This window comes from Paenibacillus riograndensis SBR5 (assembly GCF_000981585.1).
GTDB lineage: Bacteria > Bacillota > Bacilli > Paenibacillales > Paenibacillaceae > Paenibacillus_AQ > Paenibacillus_AQ riograndensis.
Genome location: NZ_LN831776.1, coordinates 4,754,024 through 4,771,056, shown reverse-complemented (window position 1 = coordinate 4,771,056; position 17,033 = coordinate 4,754,024). Strand labels below are relative to the sequence as shown.

Below are 17,033 nucleotides of genomic sequence, written 5' to 3'. Positions count from 1 at the left end.
AATATAATAGAAGGAAAGTGTACAATGGAAGGATTAGTGGGATGGCTAATACACACACATACAGCCGCAAGGAAGAGGTTGCAAATGCAGTAACACATGGGATTGGAGTTCTCTTAAGCATAGCTGCGCTGGTGCTGCTGGTCGTCTTCGCTGCACAGAACGGTACAGCCTGGCATGTAGTCAGCTTCTCCATTTACGGTGCCACGATGCTGCTGCTGTATATTAATTCAACGATGGTGCATAGTCTAAAGGAAGGAAAAGCAAAGGACTTTTTTGAATTTCTGGACCATTCCTCCATCTACTTGTTCATAGCCGGTACTTACACACCCTTTATGCTGGTGGCCATCCGGGGGACACTCGGCTGGACCCTGTTCGGCGTTGCCTGGGGCGTCGCGGTGTTCGGGGTGTTCTTCAAAGCCTTTTTCGTAAAAAGGTTCCTGTTCATGTCCACCATTTTCTACATCGCTATGGGCTGGATGATTGTGATAGCCTGGAACCCGCTGTCAGCGGTGCTGGCGGATGGAGGCATGACGCTGCTGCTGGCTGGCGGTCTGCTGTATACACTGGGAACGGTTTTTTATGTGTGGCGGGGATTTCCGTATCATCATGCGATCTGGCATTTGTTTGTGCTCGGAGGGACGGTCGCTCACTTTTTTGTAGTTCTCCTATACGTGCTGCCTATTCACTGAAATAGCGCTTTTATAGATTGAACTTGAAAATATACAAACAGGGAAAAGGTGGCGGAAGAGAAGTTTGGAACTGTAGGAGCGAATGCGTCCGCCTTTGTCTGCGGATTTCCACCGCGAACAGCGGTATCAATTGAAGAAATCTGCAGACAACAGCGGCCGGAAGTCCAAACATTCTCTGTAGTCACGACCAATCCCGAAGTAGAAAAATCACAAGTTCATTCTATATAGTCTCAAATTGAACGTTAAAACTGCTGCTGTTTGACAAAGAAAAAGATGACAAGCAAAAAGGCTTGACATCTTTCTTTGTTTTAGGTATCATAAGGGACGTTGTGAAGCTGTAAAGTGTTTTTCCTTGACGAAGGGAGTGCCCTTGATGAGTCAGGAGAATAGGCTCGAGAAGACCAACCGGATCAACTTGTTATTTGCTTTTTATGAACGGCTGCTTACGGATAAGCAGCAAACGTTTCTTAAATATTATTTTCACGATGACTTCTCCCTGGGAGAAATCGCCGCTGAATTTGAGATCAGCCGCCAGGCCGTGTATGAGCACATCAAGCGTGCCGAACAGGTGCTGGAGAATTATGAAGAGAAGCTGGGCTTGCTCGAGAAGCATGAGAGCCGCAGCAAATACTTAGAAGAACTGCGCAGACTGCCGGAGAATGGGATGCTGCCTGAGCAATATACACTGCGGTTCACGGAGCTCGTGGATCGTTTGCAGAGGTTAGAGTAGCATGAAGGGAGGAAGCTGCATATGGCGTTTGAAGGTTTAACCGGAAGATTGCAGAATGTGTTCAGCAAGCTGCGCGGCAAAGGTAAAGTATCCGAAGATGACGTGAACGAAGCCATGCGTGAAGTGCGGCTGGCGCTTCTGGAAGCCGATGTTAACTTCAAGGTAGTCAAGGAATTCGTGTCCAAGGTGAAGGAGAAGTCCATTGGCAAGGAAGTAATGGACAGCTTTACACCCGGCATGGTGATCATTGATATCGTTAACAAGGAATTGACTGAGCTGATGGGCGGAAGCCAGGCGAAGCTGGCCAAGTCAAACAAACCGCCAACTGTAATTATGATGGCTGGTCTGCAAGGGGCAGGGAAGACCACTACTTCAGGCAAACTGGCTAAGCTGCTGCAGAAGGGCAACCACCGCCCGCTGCTCGTAGCGGGGGATATTTACCGCCCGGCTGCGATTAAACAGTTGCAGATACTGGGAGAACAAATCAAGGTTCCTGTATTTACGCTGGGTGATCAGACCAGCCCGGTGGAAATCGCCAGACAGGCTGTTCAGCATGCGAAGGACAACAACCTGGACTATGTAATTATCGATACCGCAGGCCGCCTGCATATTGATGAAGAGCTGATGGAAGAGCTGAAGCAGATTCACACCGTTACTAATCCTGATGAAGTGCTGCTGGTCGTTGATGCCATGACCGGTCAGGATGCCGTCAACGTTGCGGACAGCTTCAACAAACAGCTGGAGCTTACGGGCGTAGTGCTGACGAAGCTTGATGGTGACACCCGCGGCGGTGCTGCGTTGTCTGTCAAGGCCGTCACCGGCTGCCCGATCAAATTCGCTGCATTGGGCGAGAAGATTGATGCGCTGGAGCCGTTCCATCCGGAGCGGATGGCATCGCGGATTCTCGGAATGGGCGACATGCTGTCGCTGATCGAGAAGGCCCAGGCCAATATCGATACTGAAAAAGCGAAGGAAATGGAACGTAAGATGCGCAATGCGGAATTTACGTTCGATGATTTCCTGGAGCAGATGGATCAGGTCAAGAAGCTTGGCCCGATCGACCAGATCCTCGACATGCTGCCGGGCATGAACAAAGCCAAGGGCATGAAGGATCTCAAAGTCGATGATAAGCAAATGGGCCGCGTCGAAGCCATTGTTCATTCTATGACCAAGGCCGAGAAAGCCCAGCCTGAGATCATCAACCACAACCGCCGTAAGCGCATCGCCGCCGGCAGCGGTACCAACGTGGCGGAGGTCAACCGCCTCATCAAACAGTTCGATGAAATGCGCAAGATGATGAAGCAGTTCTCCGGCATGATGGGCGGCGGAGGCAAAGGCGGCAAGAAAAACGCCATGAAGCAGCTCAAGGGCCTTGGCGGCAAAGGCATGAAGTTCCCTTTCCGCTGATCAGCAGATGATCAAAAGGGTTTGATCTTAATCTTTTCAAAGATCAGACATAGTACAACATCAGAGGATCAAGACGTTTTTGATCTTAAATCTTTTGATCTTAGTCTTTTGCTCTTAATCTTTAAATCTTTCCCCCGTTTCCAGGTACCGCCGCAGTTAAGCGTGTCCCGAAGGGACGGCAAGCGTTCCTACCCCCAACCTACCCAGATCCAACCAGCCTGAACGCCCACGCAACTTGCACTTAACCGGGTGTCCAGAGGGCGGAGCCCTTGGGGCCCTCCCTTGGCTAAGGGAGGGTTTGGGAGGGATCGAAACTATTTTAAGGAGGTGAATTTCGTGGCAGTACGTATTCGTCTGAAAAGAATGGGTGCACATAAAGCGCCTTTCTATCGTGTAGTGGTTTCCGATTCCCGGTCCCCTCGTGACGGCCGTTTTATCGAGGAAATCGGTTATTATAATCCGATTGAAGTACCGGCAGTAGTTAAGATCGATGAGGAAAAAGCGCTGAAATGGCTTCAAACAGGTGCGCAGGCATCTGACACCGTCCGCAATCTGCTTTCCAAAGCAGGCGTGATGAAGAAGTTCCATGAGCTGAAGCAACAGAAATAATGACTGATTGCGAGGGTCCTCTATGGAAGAATTAGTTGGAGTTATTGCTAAGGCTTTAGTGGATCATCCAGAGGATGTGGCTGTACGGACCGTGGAGAAGGATCACCTGATTGTATATGAGCTGTCGGTACATCCAGATGATGTCGGCAAGGTCATAGGCAAACAGGGCAGGATCGCCAAAGCGCTTCGTACTGTGGTCACATCTGCAGCAGTCAAGAGCGATAAACGCGTTACCGTGGATATCTTATCTTAAAGAATGCGTTCAAAGAGGGGCTAGGGATAGTATATCCCGGCTCCTTTTTGTTGAAATATATAGGAAGGAACTAAGTTTACGCTGTACAGGAACAGACGAAGGAGAGGATCAGATGACGGAAGAACTGAATGTAGGCAGGCTGGTCAATACACATGGAATCCGCGGGGAGATCAAAATATTGTCCTCTACCGATTTTCCGGAGGTCCGTTTTGCACCGGGCAAAAAGCTGCTCGTGGTTCCCGCCGATGGAAGCCAGAAATTCGAGGTGACGGTAGAATCCTCCCGCGAGCATAAAGGGATGTATATCGTCAGATTAAAGGGATATACCAACATCAATCAGATTGAGAAATATAAAGGAAGCCTCCTGAAGGTCCCCGGTGACGACTTGGTGGAGCTGCCGGAAAATGAATATTATTTTCACCAGATCGTTGGCTGCGAGGTGTATACCGATGAGGATGACAGCCGGCCGCTGGGCACTATAAAAGAAATTTTGCAGCCCGGGGCCAATGATGTATGGGTGGTGAAGCCGGTTAAAGGCCAGGATATTCTGATTCCGGTCATTAACGATGTGGTTCTCGACGTAGATATTCAGGCCAAAAAAATCACGGTGCATCTGATGGAAGGGCTGCTGCCATGATGCGGATTGATGTGCTGACGCTTTTTCCGGAGATGTGTGAGGGCGTATTCAGCACAAGTATTCTTGGCAAGGCTCGTGAAAAAGGCATTGTCTCGCTGAACGCGGTCAATTTCCGCGACTTCTCGGGGAATAAGCACAATAGTGTGGATGATACGCCTTATGGCGGCGGCGGGGGGATGGTGCTGAAGCCTGACCCTATCTTTGCCGCAGTGGAGCATGTGCTCGCCGCTTCCGGAAATCTGGAGCTGTCTAGATCGGAAGGCGAACAGGCCGGTGAAGCGGGTAATGTGCATACCATACATGATGATGGAGAAGCTGCTGAGTATAACGGGGAAAGTACCGCCCAGGGAAAGCCGCGCATCATTCTGATGTGCCCTCAAGGCCGGACCTATAATCAGCAGATTGCCGAGGAATTGGCACAGGAAGAGCATCTGATTTTTATCTGCGGCCATTATGAAGGTTATGATGAGCGGATCCGGGAGCATTTGGTGACCGATGAGCTGTCTATTGGGGATTACGTCCTGACGGGCGGCGAACTGCCTGCGCTGACGGTAATTGACTCGATTGTCCGGCTGCAGCCTGGGGCGCTGGGGAATGAGACCTCTGCGGTGACGGATTCGTTCAGCACAGGTCTGCTGGAGTATCCGCATTATACCCGTCCGGCGGAATTCCGCGGCTGGAAGGTGCCGGATATACTGCTCAGCGGACATCATGCCAATATCGAAGTGTGGCGGCGGGAGCAGGCCCTGCAGCGGACGCTGGAACGCCGGCCGGATCTGCTGGAGACAGTTGAACTAACGGCAAAGGATAAAGCGGCCCTCAAACGCCTGAAAGAACAAGGAAGCAATAGAATGTAGTGGAAATTTACTATAAAATGGAATATTTAGCGTCCTGTTAACGTATACTATGTTGATGGGGCGTTTTTTCTTGTGAATATATCCCTTTATATGGGGGAAAAAAGCGAACAAAAAATCTAAGCGAATGCTGAAAGGAACATGAGAGAAACAGAATATTTTGAAAAATGCGAGCAGATGTGCGTTACTATCCTGATTCTGGGGTATATATTAGAGGTGCCGGAAAATACATGCAGCCCAGATACAGCTATTTCAACTATTGAAAGGAATGAACAATAGTGACTACGAATACGCGTGAAGAACTCAAGCCAAACGTGGACACTGTCCACAAGGAAGCGGAGCCGCTCCGCACTGTAAATGATATTATTGATTTTTATACCAATCGTAAATCATAAGACCGATATAGTATGAACGAAAAACCACTGCCTCAGCGGCCCGGAAGCTGACGTAGTGGTTTTTTGACAGATCAGGCTTAATTCCTCGATAATAAAAAAGACCGTCCGAAGACGGTCTCTCTACCCGAGGCGCTAATTAAAAACTTGATCCGTATCCCGCGCCACCAGGGCTAATCTTTCAGCCGTTGGTCCGGGTAAGGGATACGTTCAACATGTCATGATTGATGTGAACGCACCTCCTTTCCTTGTGCCAAGAGTATAGCATAGCTTCAGCAAAAAAACCATAAATTTTCTACGATGAATACAAACAATAGATCACGCTCCAAAATTCGTCAAGGGTTCGAAAATCAGGCTTCGAATTTCAGATTCTGCGGCTCCAATGGGAAGTTTTGTGTCCGCGTGCGGACATCGGTAACCGGGATATCCATCCCCACTTCGTCGAATGTACAGTCATCGAGCCATACTTTGCCGCTCCCCGTAAGGAGAATGCCGATATTGATGCAATCCGCCTCCTCGGGGATATCCAGTACACAAGCGTAATAATTCCAGTCATTGGTTCCTTTAATGTTTCTGTATTGCATATTGTCAAAGCCGAGCAAATTCTGCAGCTTGTCATCAATGCGCATCCATAAACCGCACCAGCCGGTGACCTCACTTGTACGTATAAAACCTGCAAACCGCATCCGTTTCCCCAGATAATTTTTAGCGTCAAACTGCTGCATCAAGGTGCCGAATTCGCTATCGTCTGGCGAACCATCTGCTGTCCGCTCCAAAGATACGGAGTTTCTGCCTTTGTGATAGATTTGCATATCTAACGCTGCTTTGTAATTACCGGGGGCTGTTCCGGTGATGAGCCAGCCTTTAATTTCAGACATAGTAAATTCCTCACTTTCCTGAATCAATAGTTTCATTTGTGCCCTGTACTCAGCAGGGGGGAGCGCGTAGAGGCTTTTAAAGGCTCTTGTAAAAGCTTCCTGGCTTTCAAAGCCGTAATGTACAGCTATATCCAAAATCCGTTCCTCAGAATTGAGCAGCAGATAGGCGGCTGAGCTTAATTTCCGGGTACGGATATATTCCGCCGGACTTTTCCCCACATATTTTTGAAAGATCCGATGGAAATGGAACTTGGAGAAGCCAGCTTCTTTCGCAATTCTGTCCAAATTTAATTCTTCATCCAAATGACGCTCAATGAAATCAATGCTTTTGTGAATCACTTCGTAATACAGCCTGGGCACCTCCTTTTCTTTGGCATAAATATACTGCACATTTTCATTACGGGTTTGATTTTTCTTGCTATTCTGTTCCGGCCTAACTGCTTCGCATAATTTTCACTTGAATCTAATACTAATCTCGGTATATATTAAATAAAGGTAAAAATATCACCTGTGCAGCGGTTCTATTCCTGAGCACAGGGCGTATATTGAAAAATGAGCAAGCAGTTACATAAGTGTCGGGGTATAGCGCAGCCTGGTAGCGCGCACCCTTGGGGTGGGTGAGGTCGCAGGTTCAAATCCTGTTACTCCGATTATCCAATGATCCAATCAAAGAGAATCACATTCGGTCCGGCAAGTGCCGGGAAGCGAAGTGGTTCTTTTTGTTGTGAGCATACCGTTGCCTGTGATTACAAATAAAAAACACTCCCTCAGAACCAAAGGTCCAGAGGAAGTGTTATGGAAGGTGTGGGAGTTCAGGAAGTTAAGCCCTGCCCCGTTGTTCACGGTGATCGCGGGCCAGCATTACAATACCTGAGCCGAGCGCATAAAGGGCTACAGCCGAGAATAACACTACTACCCATGTGTAATTGCGGACCGTATAGGTAAGAGAGGCGAAGATAATAAACCAGGCGATACGGAGAACCCCTTCATTGATGAATCTTTTACCAGCTGCACTCATGAGAGTTGCCTCCTTTGCAAAATTGAAATTGTCTATAGTGCGTAAGCGTTCTAATTATGAATATTATATTAATAATAACCCTTTTTGCTCTAAATTGATACACAATGTTCACAAGTTCTTTGTTTCACAGTTATTTTATTTAATGCTTTCAGCGGTACGGCAATCGCCGTGTCCGGCTTTTCCCCCTCCGCATACCATACACCATCACGAATGGGGAGGGTTCTCAGGTGGAAGCCTATTATAATTGTCTGCATTGTATGAACAAAAGAGTAAGGATTTTAACGACCGACGGCAAACGGCATGAAGGAGTCATTGTAGATGTGGACAGAAACAACGTGTATTTGAAAACAAAAGGCAACGGGAGAGTGCAGACTTCGGCATTTAATCCTTACGGAAATTATTACGGCGGGTTTTACGGGTACGGAAGCGAGATTCTGACCTTAAGCTTGTTCACTCTGCTCGCCATAGCGCTGATCTAAATTCAGACGCACAAAAGCAGCCAATCTCAACCCGAGGCTGGCTGCTTTTGTGCGTCTGCAATAAGCTGGTGCTTTTTTATAGATTTTCCTATTGTACTGTAATCGAACCGATTTGTGTGGACAGTGACACTAGAGGCCCGCCGCCGTTAATATCTGTATTGCCGGATCCGGTTCCCGTGATATGGCCAAGCTCGGTTTTAGCGGATACGGTGCATTTAAGGCTGTCCTCAAGCCCGGCCTTAACTTTGCCGATATCACTGCTTGCTTTCAGGCTGCTGCCGGTTTTCATGCCGCGGATGTCCAGTTCGATGCTTCCCGTATTCGATTCCACTGTTGAGTTTCCGCTGAACCGGGCATTGTCCATAACAATTGCGCCTACATCGCTGGCAATGTGAAAGGTCCCTTGCAGGCCTTTGAGCTGAATTGCTCCAACATTGTTGCTGATATCATATTCATCAATTGTAGCGGGTACCTCAATCTCATAATCGATCGTAAAATTGGAGGCGCCGTATTTTTTCTGTGCCCAGGCCCATAGATTCTTTTGGGGTTCATTCTTGGCATGGGTAGACACCTTAAGCTCATCGCCGTCTGCTTGGACCGTAACCTCTGCGTTGTCGAGGATTTTACGTTCAGTCTCCTTATTAAGGCCGAGATGGGTGACAACCGTTGCTTTTACTGTGATGGAATCACTGCTGCCAGAGGTGACTTTCACTTCTCCAACGCTGTTCTCCAGAATAATTGCCGAGGAAGAGTCAGCTTTGCGGGAAGTAAAGAGCTCTTTACTCATACTGACAGAGTTGATTTCATCGGCCACCTTCGCTGCAGTATTTTTAACAGCCTGCTCTACGTTTGAAGTAGCCTCACTTAATCCTTGTTTGAAGGTCTCTGCAGTTTCCTGGTGACTATTTCCGGATAAGCGCTGTTCAAGCTGATTGTCTGCAGCTTCCTTGCCCGGCAGCTCGCGGCACCCGGACAGCATGGCAATAGAGAGTACGGCCACGGCCGCAAGCTTTGCTATATTATGATTTCTGTTCACTGTTCAGATCCTCCCAAGGGTTAGATTGTAGCTTATGTATAATCCATACTATATATTATGGAAAAAAATTGACAAACAGGCTGGAGGCGGGTTGCTGTACTGGACTATAGTCCAGTACGGTGCGATCCTCTACATTTCAATGAAGAGGTATGCTAGAATAAACGGTGAAACCGGTGTTTTGAAGAAGAAGTTATGGTATGCGGCAATGCAGGAGCAGCGGCTAATATATACTTTGAATGAAGGAAAGTCTGTTTACTATTAGACTGATACCAGTCAGGGGAGCGGATGATGCAGATGCAGTATGCGGCGATTGTAGTGGTCTTGTTAGTTGGTGTGTTTGTATATTTGGGTTACCGCAGCCGGAAGGGGCAGCCCTCAGAACCGAGGCGCAGCACCGCCAGTAATGTGATTTCTATGGACCGGCACCGGAAGGCCAAGCAGAGTGCGGTCGAACAGCCTTGCTCATCATGCAAGAAGAAAAACGGTAAGCTGATCTTCTATGCCCAGGATAACGGGACGGTTGTAGGCTTATGCAAGGACTGCAAAGCCAAGGCCAAGAAACGCGATATGCTGCCGCTGTGAACCTTAAAAAATAGGTTGTATTTACAGGGCGTTTATGGTAATATTAGTTCTGTTGTGTGGAATACGGTGGTCCTCTGCGGATAATGAGGGAGAGCGATGATCTCTCCGGAAGAGGCATGAACACCTGTACGGAAGGAGGAAGTCCTAAATGAATATCCTACAAGCAATTACGCAAGAGCAGCTTCGCAAAGATATCCCGAGTTTTCGCCCGGGTGATACTTTGAAAGTGCATGTAAAAGTTATTGAAGGAACTCGTGAACGGATCCAGTTGTTCGAAGGCGTTGTAATCAAACGCCGCGGCGGTGGAATCAGTGAGACTTTTACGGTTCGTAAAATCTCTTACGGTGTTGGTGTGGAAAGAACTTTCCCAATCAACTCGCCTAAGATCGAGAAAATCGAAGTGGCTCGCCGTGGTAAAGTGCGTCGTGCGAAGCTCTATTACCTTCGTGACCTGCGCGGTAAAGCTGCAAGAATCAAAGAAATCCGTCGCTAGTATTGCGGCAAGTGAAAGGGGCTTGATTTCAAGCCCCTTTCGTTTATTCTTGAAGAGAACCAGGATTCATTATAATATATGCCTTAGGAATCTGCTTCTCCGAAAAGGCCTCCTGACGGAGTAATCGTGGAGGAGTTTTTGGCAGGAGTTTTTTTGTTGTATAGTGAGGGTAGCATATAGAGAGGACGGTGAACTATGCAGCAGGATTTACAGCAGGGGCAAGGTGAGGTTGTTGAGCCTGACGGCAAGAATCCCCGCAAGCCCAAAAATGAAGTATTGGAATGGATTAAGGCCATTGCCATTGCTTTGGTTCTGGTGATTTTGATTCGTTGGCTTTTGTTCAAGCCGTTTATTGTGGATGGACCTTCCATGCAGCCTAACTTTCATACCGGTGAGCGTGTGATCGTCAATGAAATCTTATATGACATCCGTTCGCCTCAGCGGGGTGAGGTTATTGTGTTCCATGTGCCTTCTGAAGGAAGAGACTTCATTAAGCGTGTAATCGGTGTGGCTGGAGATACTGTGAAGGTTGAAGGCGATGTTGTTACTGTGAACGGCCAGCCGGTGAATGAAAGTTATATTCAAGGTGCGATTGACGAGGCGCACAAGAACAACGCATTGTATAACAACAAGAATTTCCCCAATGAAGACTTTACGGATGGAACCGTACCGGAAGGGCATGTCTTTGTAATGGGAGACAACCGTTCGGACAGCACCGACAGCCGGATGATCGGATATGTGCCGCTGGGTGATATTGTCGGCCGTGCGGACCTGATCTTTTGGCCGGTAAAGGATATTTCAGTGATTAACCATTAAGTTGACGGAAGTCAAAGGAGGTGACGGCAATGGCCATTCAATGGTTTCCTGGTCATATGACGAAGGCCAGGCGGCAAATCGAGGATAAGCTGAAGCTGATTGATGTGTGTATAGAACTGCTCGATTCCCGTCTGCCGCTTTCCAGCCGCAATCCGATGATTGACGATATTCTGCGGGACAAGCCAAGGCTGATTATTCTGAACAAAGCGGACTTGGCAGATCCTGAGGCTACACGGAAATGGCTGGCCTTTTTCAAAGCGGAGGGCCATGTTGCCCATCCGGTAGATGCGGCTACAGGCACAGGCATCAAAGAGATTCCCGAGCAGGTGAAGTTGCTGCTTAAGGACAAAATCGACCGGCAGATTGCCAAAGGTATGAACCCGCGACCGAGCCGGGCGCTGATCGTTGGGATTCCCAATGTGGGCAAATCTACGCTCATCAACCGTATGGCGGGCAAAAATATCGCTGCCACCGGTGACCGTCCGGGTGTTACCAAAGGACAGCAATGGATTAAGACCGGCGGAAATCTGGAGCTTCTGGACACCCCGGGGATTCTGTGGCCCAAATTCGAGGATCAGGAAGTGGGCTACCGTCTGGCGGTAACCGGCGCGATCAAAGAGGAAATCTTGAACATTGAGGATATCGCTTTTTTTGCGGTAAAATACCTGGTTAAGGATTACGGCGCAAGTTTCCAGGAACGTTTCGGAATCGGGCAGCTCCCGGAAGATTTGGACAATCCGGACGAAATTGTGGCGGTTATGGAAGCTGTAGGGCGTAAACGCGGTTGTCTGATCAGCGGCGGACGGGTAGATCTGGAGAAGGCTTCCCGGATTCTGCTGCATGACCTGCGGGCAGGCAAGCTGGGACGTTTTACGCTTGAGACACCTTAATTAGACATTATGTGGAGTGGACGAACCATCCGGGCATGTGGGGTGGTTTTTTTGTTGTGCGGGCTGAAGCGGTTTCCTGAATTTGGAGTGGGGATTTTGAGTATAAAGTGGGATGACCACGGAGTGTTCTTATGATAAGCTGGCTGGTACAGGGAACTGGGAGATTAGAATTGGTGGTGGATGAACGGTGAGTTCTATAGATATGTTGAGCTATGAAAAAGGATGCTGGGAACAGGATTACCGCCGGATTGCCGGTGTGGACGAGGTAGGGAGAGGCTGTCTGTTCGGTGACGTGGTGGCCGCTGCGGTTATTTTGCCGGAGGGTCTGATCATTGAGGGTGTGGATGATTCCAAGAAGCTGACCGCGAAGAAGCGGGAGCTCCTGTTCGAACAGATTATGGAGCAGGCGCTGGCAGTAAGTGTAGGACATGTCGATTCGGTCGTGATCGATGAGATCAACATCAAGCAGGCTTCCAGACTGGCGATGAAAAAAGCGGTAGAGGGTTTGGAATACCGCCCTGACTATATGCTGATTGATGCAGAAAAGATAGATCTTCCGCTGCCGCAGCAGGCCATTATTAAAGGGGATGCCAACAGCCAGTCCATTGCTGCTGCTTCTATTGTAGCCAAAGTAACACGTGACCGTCTGTGTGAAGGCCGCTGGGAGGAATTATACCCGGACTACGGGATTAAAATACATAAAGGTTATGCAACGAAACTGCACAGGGAACAGCTCCTGGCACTGGGACCAACTCCCATGCACCGCCGCAGCTTCCTGGGAAAAATACTCTCGGATGAACCGGTTTTGTTTTAGGTTTGACGGGTTGACCGTGGACTGTGGCCTGAAGGAAGTTTGGAGTTATATGAGTTCAATAGAAAAACAAAGTTAAGTGGAAAAAGTAAAACTAATTAACTGAAATCCTGGCTACAGAAGGTATTAGTTGGAATTTGTACACCTAATTCATGCATTTTCATCTCATACGGCTGCTTTCAGCACAATTAGTGGTATTTTTTCCACTTAAGTCTGCCAAGCTGGAAGTGTCGGACCCAATTAGTGATACTTTTTCCACTTTGGCAGGCGGCAGCCGGGCGTGTTGGGCGTGCTGGGAATCATAGAAGGATGTGTGCTGGGGCGCTGGTAAGGGAGGTTCTTAAGAATCCCTTAAATTTGCCGATATAAAATTAGAAAGATGCACACGAAGGGAGGGGGAACGGCATGAACATCGGATCTCTGATTCGTGGATTGCTCGGAGACAATAAAATGGGCGAACCCAAGGCGGTAGAGCTCAAAGAAGGCCAGGTAGTCCGGGGTGTGGTGCTCAGTGTGTCGGAATCCGGCAGAGAAGCGGTCGTTCAGATTCAGGGCACGCCTGTCCGAGCGGAGCTGGAGACCCCGCTGCAGCCTGGGCAGACACTGAATCTGCAAGTTGCTCCTCCGGGAGACGGAGGATTGCCTGTATTAAAGCCTGTTTCGTCCGGGGAGGCGATATTGGCATCTCCGCAAAGTATGGGGGAAGCCTTGGAATCGCTGGGGCTTACGGATTCCAAGGCAGGCAAGGAAATTATACAGGCTATGGTCTCTGGCGGGATTGCGCTGACCAAGGAAACTGCGGCGAAGCTGGAGGCTGTGATGAATGCCAAACCGCCGAATGTTCCGGTGTCGGAATGGCTGGAGGCGGCGGTGATTTCGGTAAAGCGCGGACTCCCGGTCACAGCCGAAAGCGTGAGAGGACTGCAGCAAGCGGTGTTCGGACCCAAGCTGCATCAGCTGGTGGCCCAGCTTGAAACGGCGATTGGCTTATGGGTCCAGCAGGAGAGCGATACGGCTGGCGGGAGTACCGCACCGGGCGGTACCAGCCAGCCTGCATCTGCATCAACTCTTTCATCAGGAACGGCGGCTCCTGTATCAGTGGTGTCTGCGGGTGGAACGGCTGCGGCTCCAGTTGCTCCGGCAGCCAGTCAAGCAGAGGGTGTTGATGCGTCACGTGCACCAGCAGCTCCAGCTGAGTCAGCCTCTGCCGGTGAGGCGGCTGAACTTCCCGGAAAGACCCCGGGAGGAGCCTTAAAAACGGAACCGCCTGCCGGAAGTGCAGCAGCTCTGGCAAGCAATCCAACAGCCGATGCAGAGGCGCCGGTTGAGGCTTCAGCTAACCGGACGGGGATTGCTCCGGCGCAGCCGCCTGTGGATGGAGATGCTGCGGAAGCAGCGGCGGCTCCGAAGGCGGGCAATGCCCAGCCGCCCGCTGCAGGAATAAGTGCTGCAGCGGGTGGTGCTATGCCTTCTGCGGAACCGGCAGAAGGCCTGGAACCGCGTTCCGTTCCGCAGCCGGAACGAAGCGCTGTGCCGGCAGCAGAAACCTCTGCTGCCGGCAAGGGGACCGCCCTGCTCGCGAAGCTGCAGGGCGTGCTCACCGAGCTGCGCGGCACGCTGCCGCAGCTCGCTGCAGCCCCGCCCGCTGACGCGGCGGGGCAAGCCCCTGCCCCTGCGGCTGCGCAGCCGCAGCAGGGCACCACAGCCCCGCCAGCGGCGGCGGGGCAAGAACCGGCCCCCGCGCCTGCCGGGCAGCGCGGGGACAGCCCGTCTGCGGGTGCGGCGCCGCAGACGGGCGCCGCACCCGCAGCACCCACGGAGACGGAGTCGTGGGTGGGGCGGGTGCTGAAGCTGCTCGGTGCGGAGCACGAGCAGCAGGCCGTCCGCGGCGGCGCACAGCCGCAGCTTGCCGTGGCCCCGCCCGCCGATGCGCTGGGGGCGGGTCAGGCCGCTAAGGCGGCGCTGCCGCAGGCTGCGCTGGCCAATGCGGCTGACGGCGGGGAGCCGGCCGCCGATACGCTGAAAGGCGTGCTGCTGCAGGTGCTAAGCAGCAGCGAGGTGCCGCCCGCGGTCAAGGAAGCCGCGGGCCAGCTGGTGCAGCAGCTCACAGGGCAGCAGCTGCTCCTGAATACCGACCGTACGGCTCCGTTCGCGCAGGTGACGATGTTCCTGCCGCTGCGGGGGCCGGACGGGCAGGAAACGGCTTCCGTCCATATCCAGTCGAGACGGGGCCGCAAAGGCGAGCTCGATGCCGCGAACTGCCGCCTGTGGTTTGACCTGGATATGAAGCAGCTGGGCCAGACGCTGGTAGATGTGCAGGTGGTCGACAGAATTGTCAGCCTGAAGCTGCATAATGATACGCCCTGGGTGCTGGAGCTGCTGGAAGAACGCAAGGAGGAGATTGGCGCAGCCGTGGAAGCGATAGGCTATCAGCTGTTGAGTCTGCGGACAGAACCTTTGCCCCAGCCAAGCGCAGCGTCCGCTTCAGCTGCGGGCAGCCCAGGCAAGCTGGCAGATTATGTGCCGGATTCCTATAAAGGAGTGGATTACCGCATATGAGTGAGCCTGCCGATGAAATTTCTCCAAATCTCAAAAAAGCAGTAGCCCTAAAGTATTCGCCTGGTCAGAGTGAAGCTCCGGTCGTTGTAGCCAAAGGACAAGGTGCAGTGGCGGACAAGATTCTGCAGATGGCCAAAGACAGCGGAGTGGCCGTGCAGGAGGATGCCGCCCTGGTTGAAGTGCTGTCCAAGCTTGACCTTGACCAGCAGATTCCTCCGCAGCTGTACCAGCTGGTGGCAGAAATTCTGAGCTATGTGTACCAGAGCGACCGTTCTGCCGGTGAGCGGAGGCAGAAGTGAGCGGGGGAGCACCCGAAGAACCTTATTCCCGCAAACAAAAAGGGGCAGCCGGCGAAAAAGCCGCTGCCCAGTATTTGTCTGCCCAAGGCTACCGGATTATTGACAGAAATTGGCGCTGTCGCAGCGGAGAACTGGACATTATTGCCGAGTACGGCGGGGTGCTTATTTTTGTTGAAGTGCGCAGCCGTAGCGGGAGTCCGCTTCAGGGTACTCCGGAGGAGTCTGTGGATGAACGGAAAATCCGTCAGGTTCGGGCCATCGCCCGGGTATATCTGCATATGAAGAATCAGGAGGAGCGCCGGGTTTCTTTTGACGTCATCACGGTGATGCTGAATGAGAAGTTGGGAATCTCGTCCCTTCACCATATCCGGGAAGCTTTTTAAGCTTTTATAGACGATTTGCTGTCTTTTCATACATTCAGTCTTGACTTAACCTCCGCACTATGGGTCATTTCTTCGAGGAAATGGGTAAACATTATTGTAACTTTTTAATGCCACCATGAGGAGGGCTGTCCGAGTGAAAAATCAACCATTTGATATACAGGTAAGTTTTACTTGCCAATATTGTGACAATAAAATCGCAGTAGAGCTGGACGGAGAGCCTGTATCCGTTGTATGCTGCAGCAAGTGTAACAAGACCTTTACCGTTATGCGGCCCGCTATAGCGGAGGAGATATTGATTGATTGGGAAAATGAAGCCTTATTTCAAAAAATCCGTGCCGAAAAGACCCAGAGCAGCAATAGCAGCCTGTTGTCGCTTGTGATCCGGGTAATTGAACTGTTGACCTGGCGCGACAAAGGCAATGGACAAGTGGAAGCGATCAGGGAGATGCGCCAGTGGCTGATCGAGCATGAGGAAGTCCCTCCTTTAGCCGAGTTGATTAAGCTGGATACGAACAGCCAGCGCACTGCCAAACGGAACTGGAACGATTGAAAGGTGGGGAGCAGATTGCCGGATGTATTCTTTACTTCAGACCAGCATTTTGGGCACAAGCTGATTATTGATTTTGAGTCCCGCCCCTTCAGCAGTGTCGAAGAAATGGATCAGGTCATGATCCGGAAGTGGAATGCTGTTGTCGGTGCGGAAGATACAGTATTTCATTTAGGGGATTTCTCTTTCTTGAACCTGGAACGCACGCGGGATATCGTCTCTGCCCTGAATGGTTATAAAATTCTGATTCTTGGCAACCACGACCGCAGCCGTGGCCGGAGCTGGTGGCTGAAAGCCGGGTTTAATGAGGTGAGTGAATACCCTATCGTGTATAAGGATTTCTTTTTTCTCTCACATGAACCGATGTACATGAACAAGCATATGCCTTACGTGAATGTGCATGGGCATATTCATGGCCAGAAATATGAGGGGAACAATCATTTTAACATTTGCGTAGAACACTGGGACTATACACCTTTGTCTTTTTCTCAAATCACAGATAGAGTTGTAGTAAAAGAGGAAGGCTGACGAATTTTTGTTCAAAAGCAGCTTGCATATTTATGCAAAAGTTGAAATTCCCTTTCGTTTGACCCCAGGCTATTGATTATCGCATGGAAAGCTAAGTATACTAAGAATAATAGAATCACCGGAAAATAGAGGAAGCACCCTTT

Annotated in this window: 21 protein-coding genes and 1 tRNA gene; 19 read left to right on the top strand and 3 right to left on the bottom strand. The window is 50.5% G+C overall.

What is annotated here, in order from left to right; translation table 11 throughout:
* Positions 1–41: 41 nt before the first annotated feature.
* From trhA to trmD, 7 genes are all read left to right on the top strand, one after another.
* On the top strand, positions 42–689 hold the full coding sequence (gene trhA, locus PRIO_RS20235; protein WP_020427989.1) for a PAQR family membrane homeostasis protein TrhA: 648 nt from the start codon (positions 42–44) through the stop codon (positions 687–689).
* Positions 690–1,062: 373 nt separating this feature from the next.
* Positions 1,063–1,419, top strand: coding sequence for a putative DNA-binding protein (locus tag PRIO_RS20230; protein WP_020432319.1), 357 nt, complete (start codon positions 1,063–1,065; stop codon positions 1,417–1,419).
* A gap of 21 nt (positions 1,420–1,440) precedes the next feature.
* Entirely contained in the window at positions 1,441–2,826 is a 1,386-nt protein-coding gene (ffh, locus tag PRIO_RS20225; RefSeq protein WP_020432320.1) for a signal recognition particle protein, read from the top strand.
* Positions 2,827–3,162: 336 nt separating this feature from the next.
* Positions 3,163–3,435 carry a 30S ribosomal protein S16 gene (gene rpsP, locus PRIO_RS20220; RefSeq protein ID WP_019910363.1) on the top strand — a complete coding sequence of 91 codons (273 nt, stop codon included), beginning with the start codon at positions 3,163–3,165 and terminating at the stop codon, positions 3,433–3,435.
* A gap of 22 nt (positions 3,436–3,457) precedes the next feature.
* On the top strand, positions 3,458–3,688 hold the full coding sequence (locus PRIO_RS20215) for a KH domain-containing protein (protein ID WP_020432321.1): 231 nt from the start codon (positions 3,458–3,460) through the stop codon (positions 3,686–3,688).
* Between the two features lie 112 nt (positions 3,689–3,800).
* Positions 3,801–4,325 (top strand): ribosome maturation factor RimM, encoded by a 525-nt coding sequence (gene rimM / locus PRIO_RS20210; RefSeq protein WP_020432322.1) that lies wholly within the window; start codon positions 3,801–3,803, stop codon positions 4,323–4,325.
* A complete protein-coding gene (gene trmD / locus PRIO_RS20205; RefSeq protein WP_046507192.1) occupies positions 4,325–5,182 on the top strand; it encodes a tRNA (guanosine(37)-N1)-methyltransferase TrmD in 858 nt (285 codons plus the stop codon). Before rimM ends, trmD begins: the two co-directional genes overlap by 1 nt.
* Before the next feature lie 739 nt (positions 5,183–5,921).
* On the opposite strand, the gene PRIO_RS20200 is transcribed toward trmD, so the two are convergent.
* Positions 5,922–6,839: a helix-turn-helix transcriptional regulator gene (locus PRIO_RS20200; RefSeq protein WP_020432326.1), complete on the bottom strand. Its 918-nt coding sequence runs from the start codon at positions 6,837–6,839 to the stop codon at positions 5,922–5,924.
* Positions 6,840–7,025: 186 nt separating this feature from the next.
* Between PRIO_RS20200 and PRIO_RS20195 the strand changes: the two genes are divergently transcribed.
* A tRNA-Pro gene (locus PRIO_RS20195) sits at positions 7,026–7,099 on the top strand.
* Between the two features lie 170 nt (positions 7,100–7,269).
* On the opposite strand, the gene PRIO_RS20190 is transcribed toward PRIO_RS20195, so the two are convergent.
* Positions 7,270–7,467: a hypothetical protein gene (locus PRIO_RS20190; RefSeq protein WP_020432328.1), complete on the bottom strand. Its 198-nt coding sequence runs from the start codon at positions 7,465–7,467 to the stop codon at positions 7,270–7,272.
* Between the two features lie 227 nt (positions 7,468–7,694).
* Between PRIO_RS20190 and PRIO_RS20185 the strand changes: the two genes are divergently transcribed.
* A complete protein-coding gene (locus PRIO_RS20185; protein WP_020432329.1) occupies positions 7,695–7,946 on the top strand; it encodes an LSm family protein in 252 nt (83 codons plus the stop codon).
* An 88-nt stretch (positions 7,947–8,034) separates the two neighbouring features.
* Here the strand turns inward: PRIO_RS20185 and PRIO_RS20180 are convergent, their stop codons facing one another.
* On the bottom strand, positions 8,035–8,982 hold the full coding sequence (locus PRIO_RS20180) for a hypothetical protein (RefSeq protein ID WP_020432331.1): 948 nt from the start codon (positions 8,980–8,982) through the stop codon (positions 8,035–8,037).
* A gap of 285 nt (positions 8,983–9,267) precedes the next feature.
* On the opposite strand from PRIO_RS20180, the gene PRIO_RS20170 reads away from it, so the two are divergent.
* From PRIO_RS20170 to PRIO_RS20125, 10 genes are all read left to right on the top strand, one after another.
* Positions 9,268–9,564: a hypothetical protein gene (locus PRIO_RS20170; protein WP_141639197.1), complete on the top strand. Its 297-nt coding sequence runs from the start codon at positions 9,268–9,270 to the stop codon at positions 9,562–9,564.
* Positions 9,565–9,712: 148 nt separating this feature from the next.
* A complete protein-coding gene (gene rplS, locus PRIO_RS20165) occupies positions 9,713–10,057 on the top strand; it encodes a 50S ribosomal protein L19 (protein WP_019910375.1) in 345 nt (114 codons plus the stop codon).
* A gap of 195 nt (positions 10,058–10,252) precedes the next feature.
* Entirely contained in the window at positions 10,253–10,873 is a 621-nt protein-coding gene (lepB, locus tag PRIO_RS20160) for a signal peptidase I (RefSeq protein ID WP_020432335.1), read from the top strand.
* A 29-nt stretch (positions 10,874–10,902) separates the two neighbouring features.
* Complete coding sequence (gene ylqF, locus PRIO_RS20155; protein WP_020432336.1) at positions 10,903–11,763, top strand: ribosome biogenesis GTPase YlqF; 861 nt, start codon at positions 10,903–10,905, stop codon at positions 11,761–11,763.
* Positions 11,764–11,965: 202 nt separating this feature from the next.
* Positions 11,966–12,577, top strand: coding sequence for a ribonuclease HII (locus PRIO_RS20150; RefSeq protein WP_020432337.1), 612 nt, complete (start codon positions 11,966–11,968; stop codon positions 12,575–12,577).
* Positions 12,578–12,979: 402 nt separating this feature from the next.
* A complete protein-coding gene (locus tag PRIO_RS20145; protein WP_046504344.1) occupies positions 12,980–15,133 on the top strand; it encodes a hypothetical protein in 2,154 nt (717 codons plus the stop codon).
* Complete coding sequence (locus tag PRIO_RS20140) at positions 15,130–15,432, top strand: EscU/YscU/HrcU family type III secretion system export apparatus switch protein (protein WP_020434147.1); 303 nt, start codon at positions 15,130–15,132, stop codon at positions 15,430–15,432. Before PRIO_RS20145 ends, PRIO_RS20140 begins: the two co-directional genes overlap by 4 nt.
* Complete coding sequence (locus PRIO_RS20135; protein WP_020434146.1) at positions 15,429–15,815, top strand: YraN family protein; 387 nt, start codon at positions 15,429–15,431, stop codon at positions 15,813–15,815. Before PRIO_RS20140 ends, PRIO_RS20135 begins: the two co-directional genes overlap by 4 nt.
* A gap of 133 nt (positions 15,816–15,948) precedes the next feature.
* Positions 15,949–16,365, top strand: a complete 417-nt coding sequence (locus PRIO_RS20130; protein WP_020434145.1) for a hypothetical protein — start codon at positions 15,949–15,951, stop codon at positions 16,363–16,365.
* Between the two features lie 15 nt (positions 16,366–16,380).
* Positions 16,381–16,890, top strand: a complete 510-nt coding sequence (locus tag PRIO_RS20125) for a metallophosphoesterase (protein ID WP_046504338.1) — start codon at positions 16,381–16,383, stop codon at positions 16,888–16,890.
* The last annotated feature ends 143 nt before the right edge of the window (positions 16,891–17,033 follow it).

Coding starts and splice junctions, on each gene's coding strand:
- ylqF (WP_020432336.1), top strand. CDS start 10,903: ATGGCCATTCAATGGTTTCCTGGTCATATGACGAAGGCCAGGCGGCAA.
- PRIO_RS20190 (WP_020432328.1), bottom strand. CDS start 7,467: ATGAGTGCAGCTGGTAAAAGATTCATCAATGAAGGGGTTCTCCGTATC.
- rimM (WP_020432322.1), top strand. CDS start 3,801: ATGACGGAAGAACTGAATGTAGGCAGGCTGGTCAATACACATGGAATC.
- trhA (WP_020427989.1), top strand. CDS start 42: ATGGCTAATACACACACATACAGCCGCAAGGAAGAGGTTGCAAATGCA.
- PRIO_RS20145 (WP_046504344.1), top strand. CDS start 12,980: ATGAACATCGGATCTCTGATTCGTGGATTGCTCGGAGACAATAAAATG.
- PRIO_RS20150 (WP_020432337.1), top strand. CDS start 11,966: ATGTTGAGCTATGAAAAAGGATGCTGGGAACAGGATTACCGCCGGATT.
- rplS (WP_019910375.1), top strand. CDS start 9,713: ATGAATATCCTACAAGCAATTACGCAAGAGCAGCTTCGCAAAGATATC.
- lepB (WP_020432335.1), top strand. CDS start 10,253: ATGCAGCAGGATTTACAGCAGGGGCAAGGTGAGGTTGTTGAGCCTGAC.
- PRIO_RS20230 (WP_020432319.1), top strand. CDS start 1,063: ATGAGTCAGGAGAATAGGCTCGAGAAGACCAACCGGATCAACTTGTTA.
- PRIO_RS20140 (WP_020434147.1), top strand. CDS start 15,130: ATGAGTGAGCCTGCCGATGAAATTTCTCCAAATCTCAAAAAAGCAGTA.
- PRIO_RS20170 (WP_141639197.1), top strand. CDS start 9,268: ATGATGCAGATGCAGTATGCGGCGATTGTAGTGGTCTTGTTAGTTGGT.
- trmD (WP_046507192.1), top strand. CDS start 4,325: ATGCGGATTGATGTGCTGACGCTTTTTCCGGAGATGTGTGAGGGCGTA.
- PRIO_RS20215 (WP_020432321.1), top strand. CDS start 3,458: ATGGAAGAATTAGTTGGAGTTATTGCTAAGGCTTTAGTGGATCATCCA.
- ffh (WP_020432320.1), top strand. CDS start 1,441: ATGGCGTTTGAAGGTTTAACCGGAAGATTGCAGAATGTGTTCAGCAAG.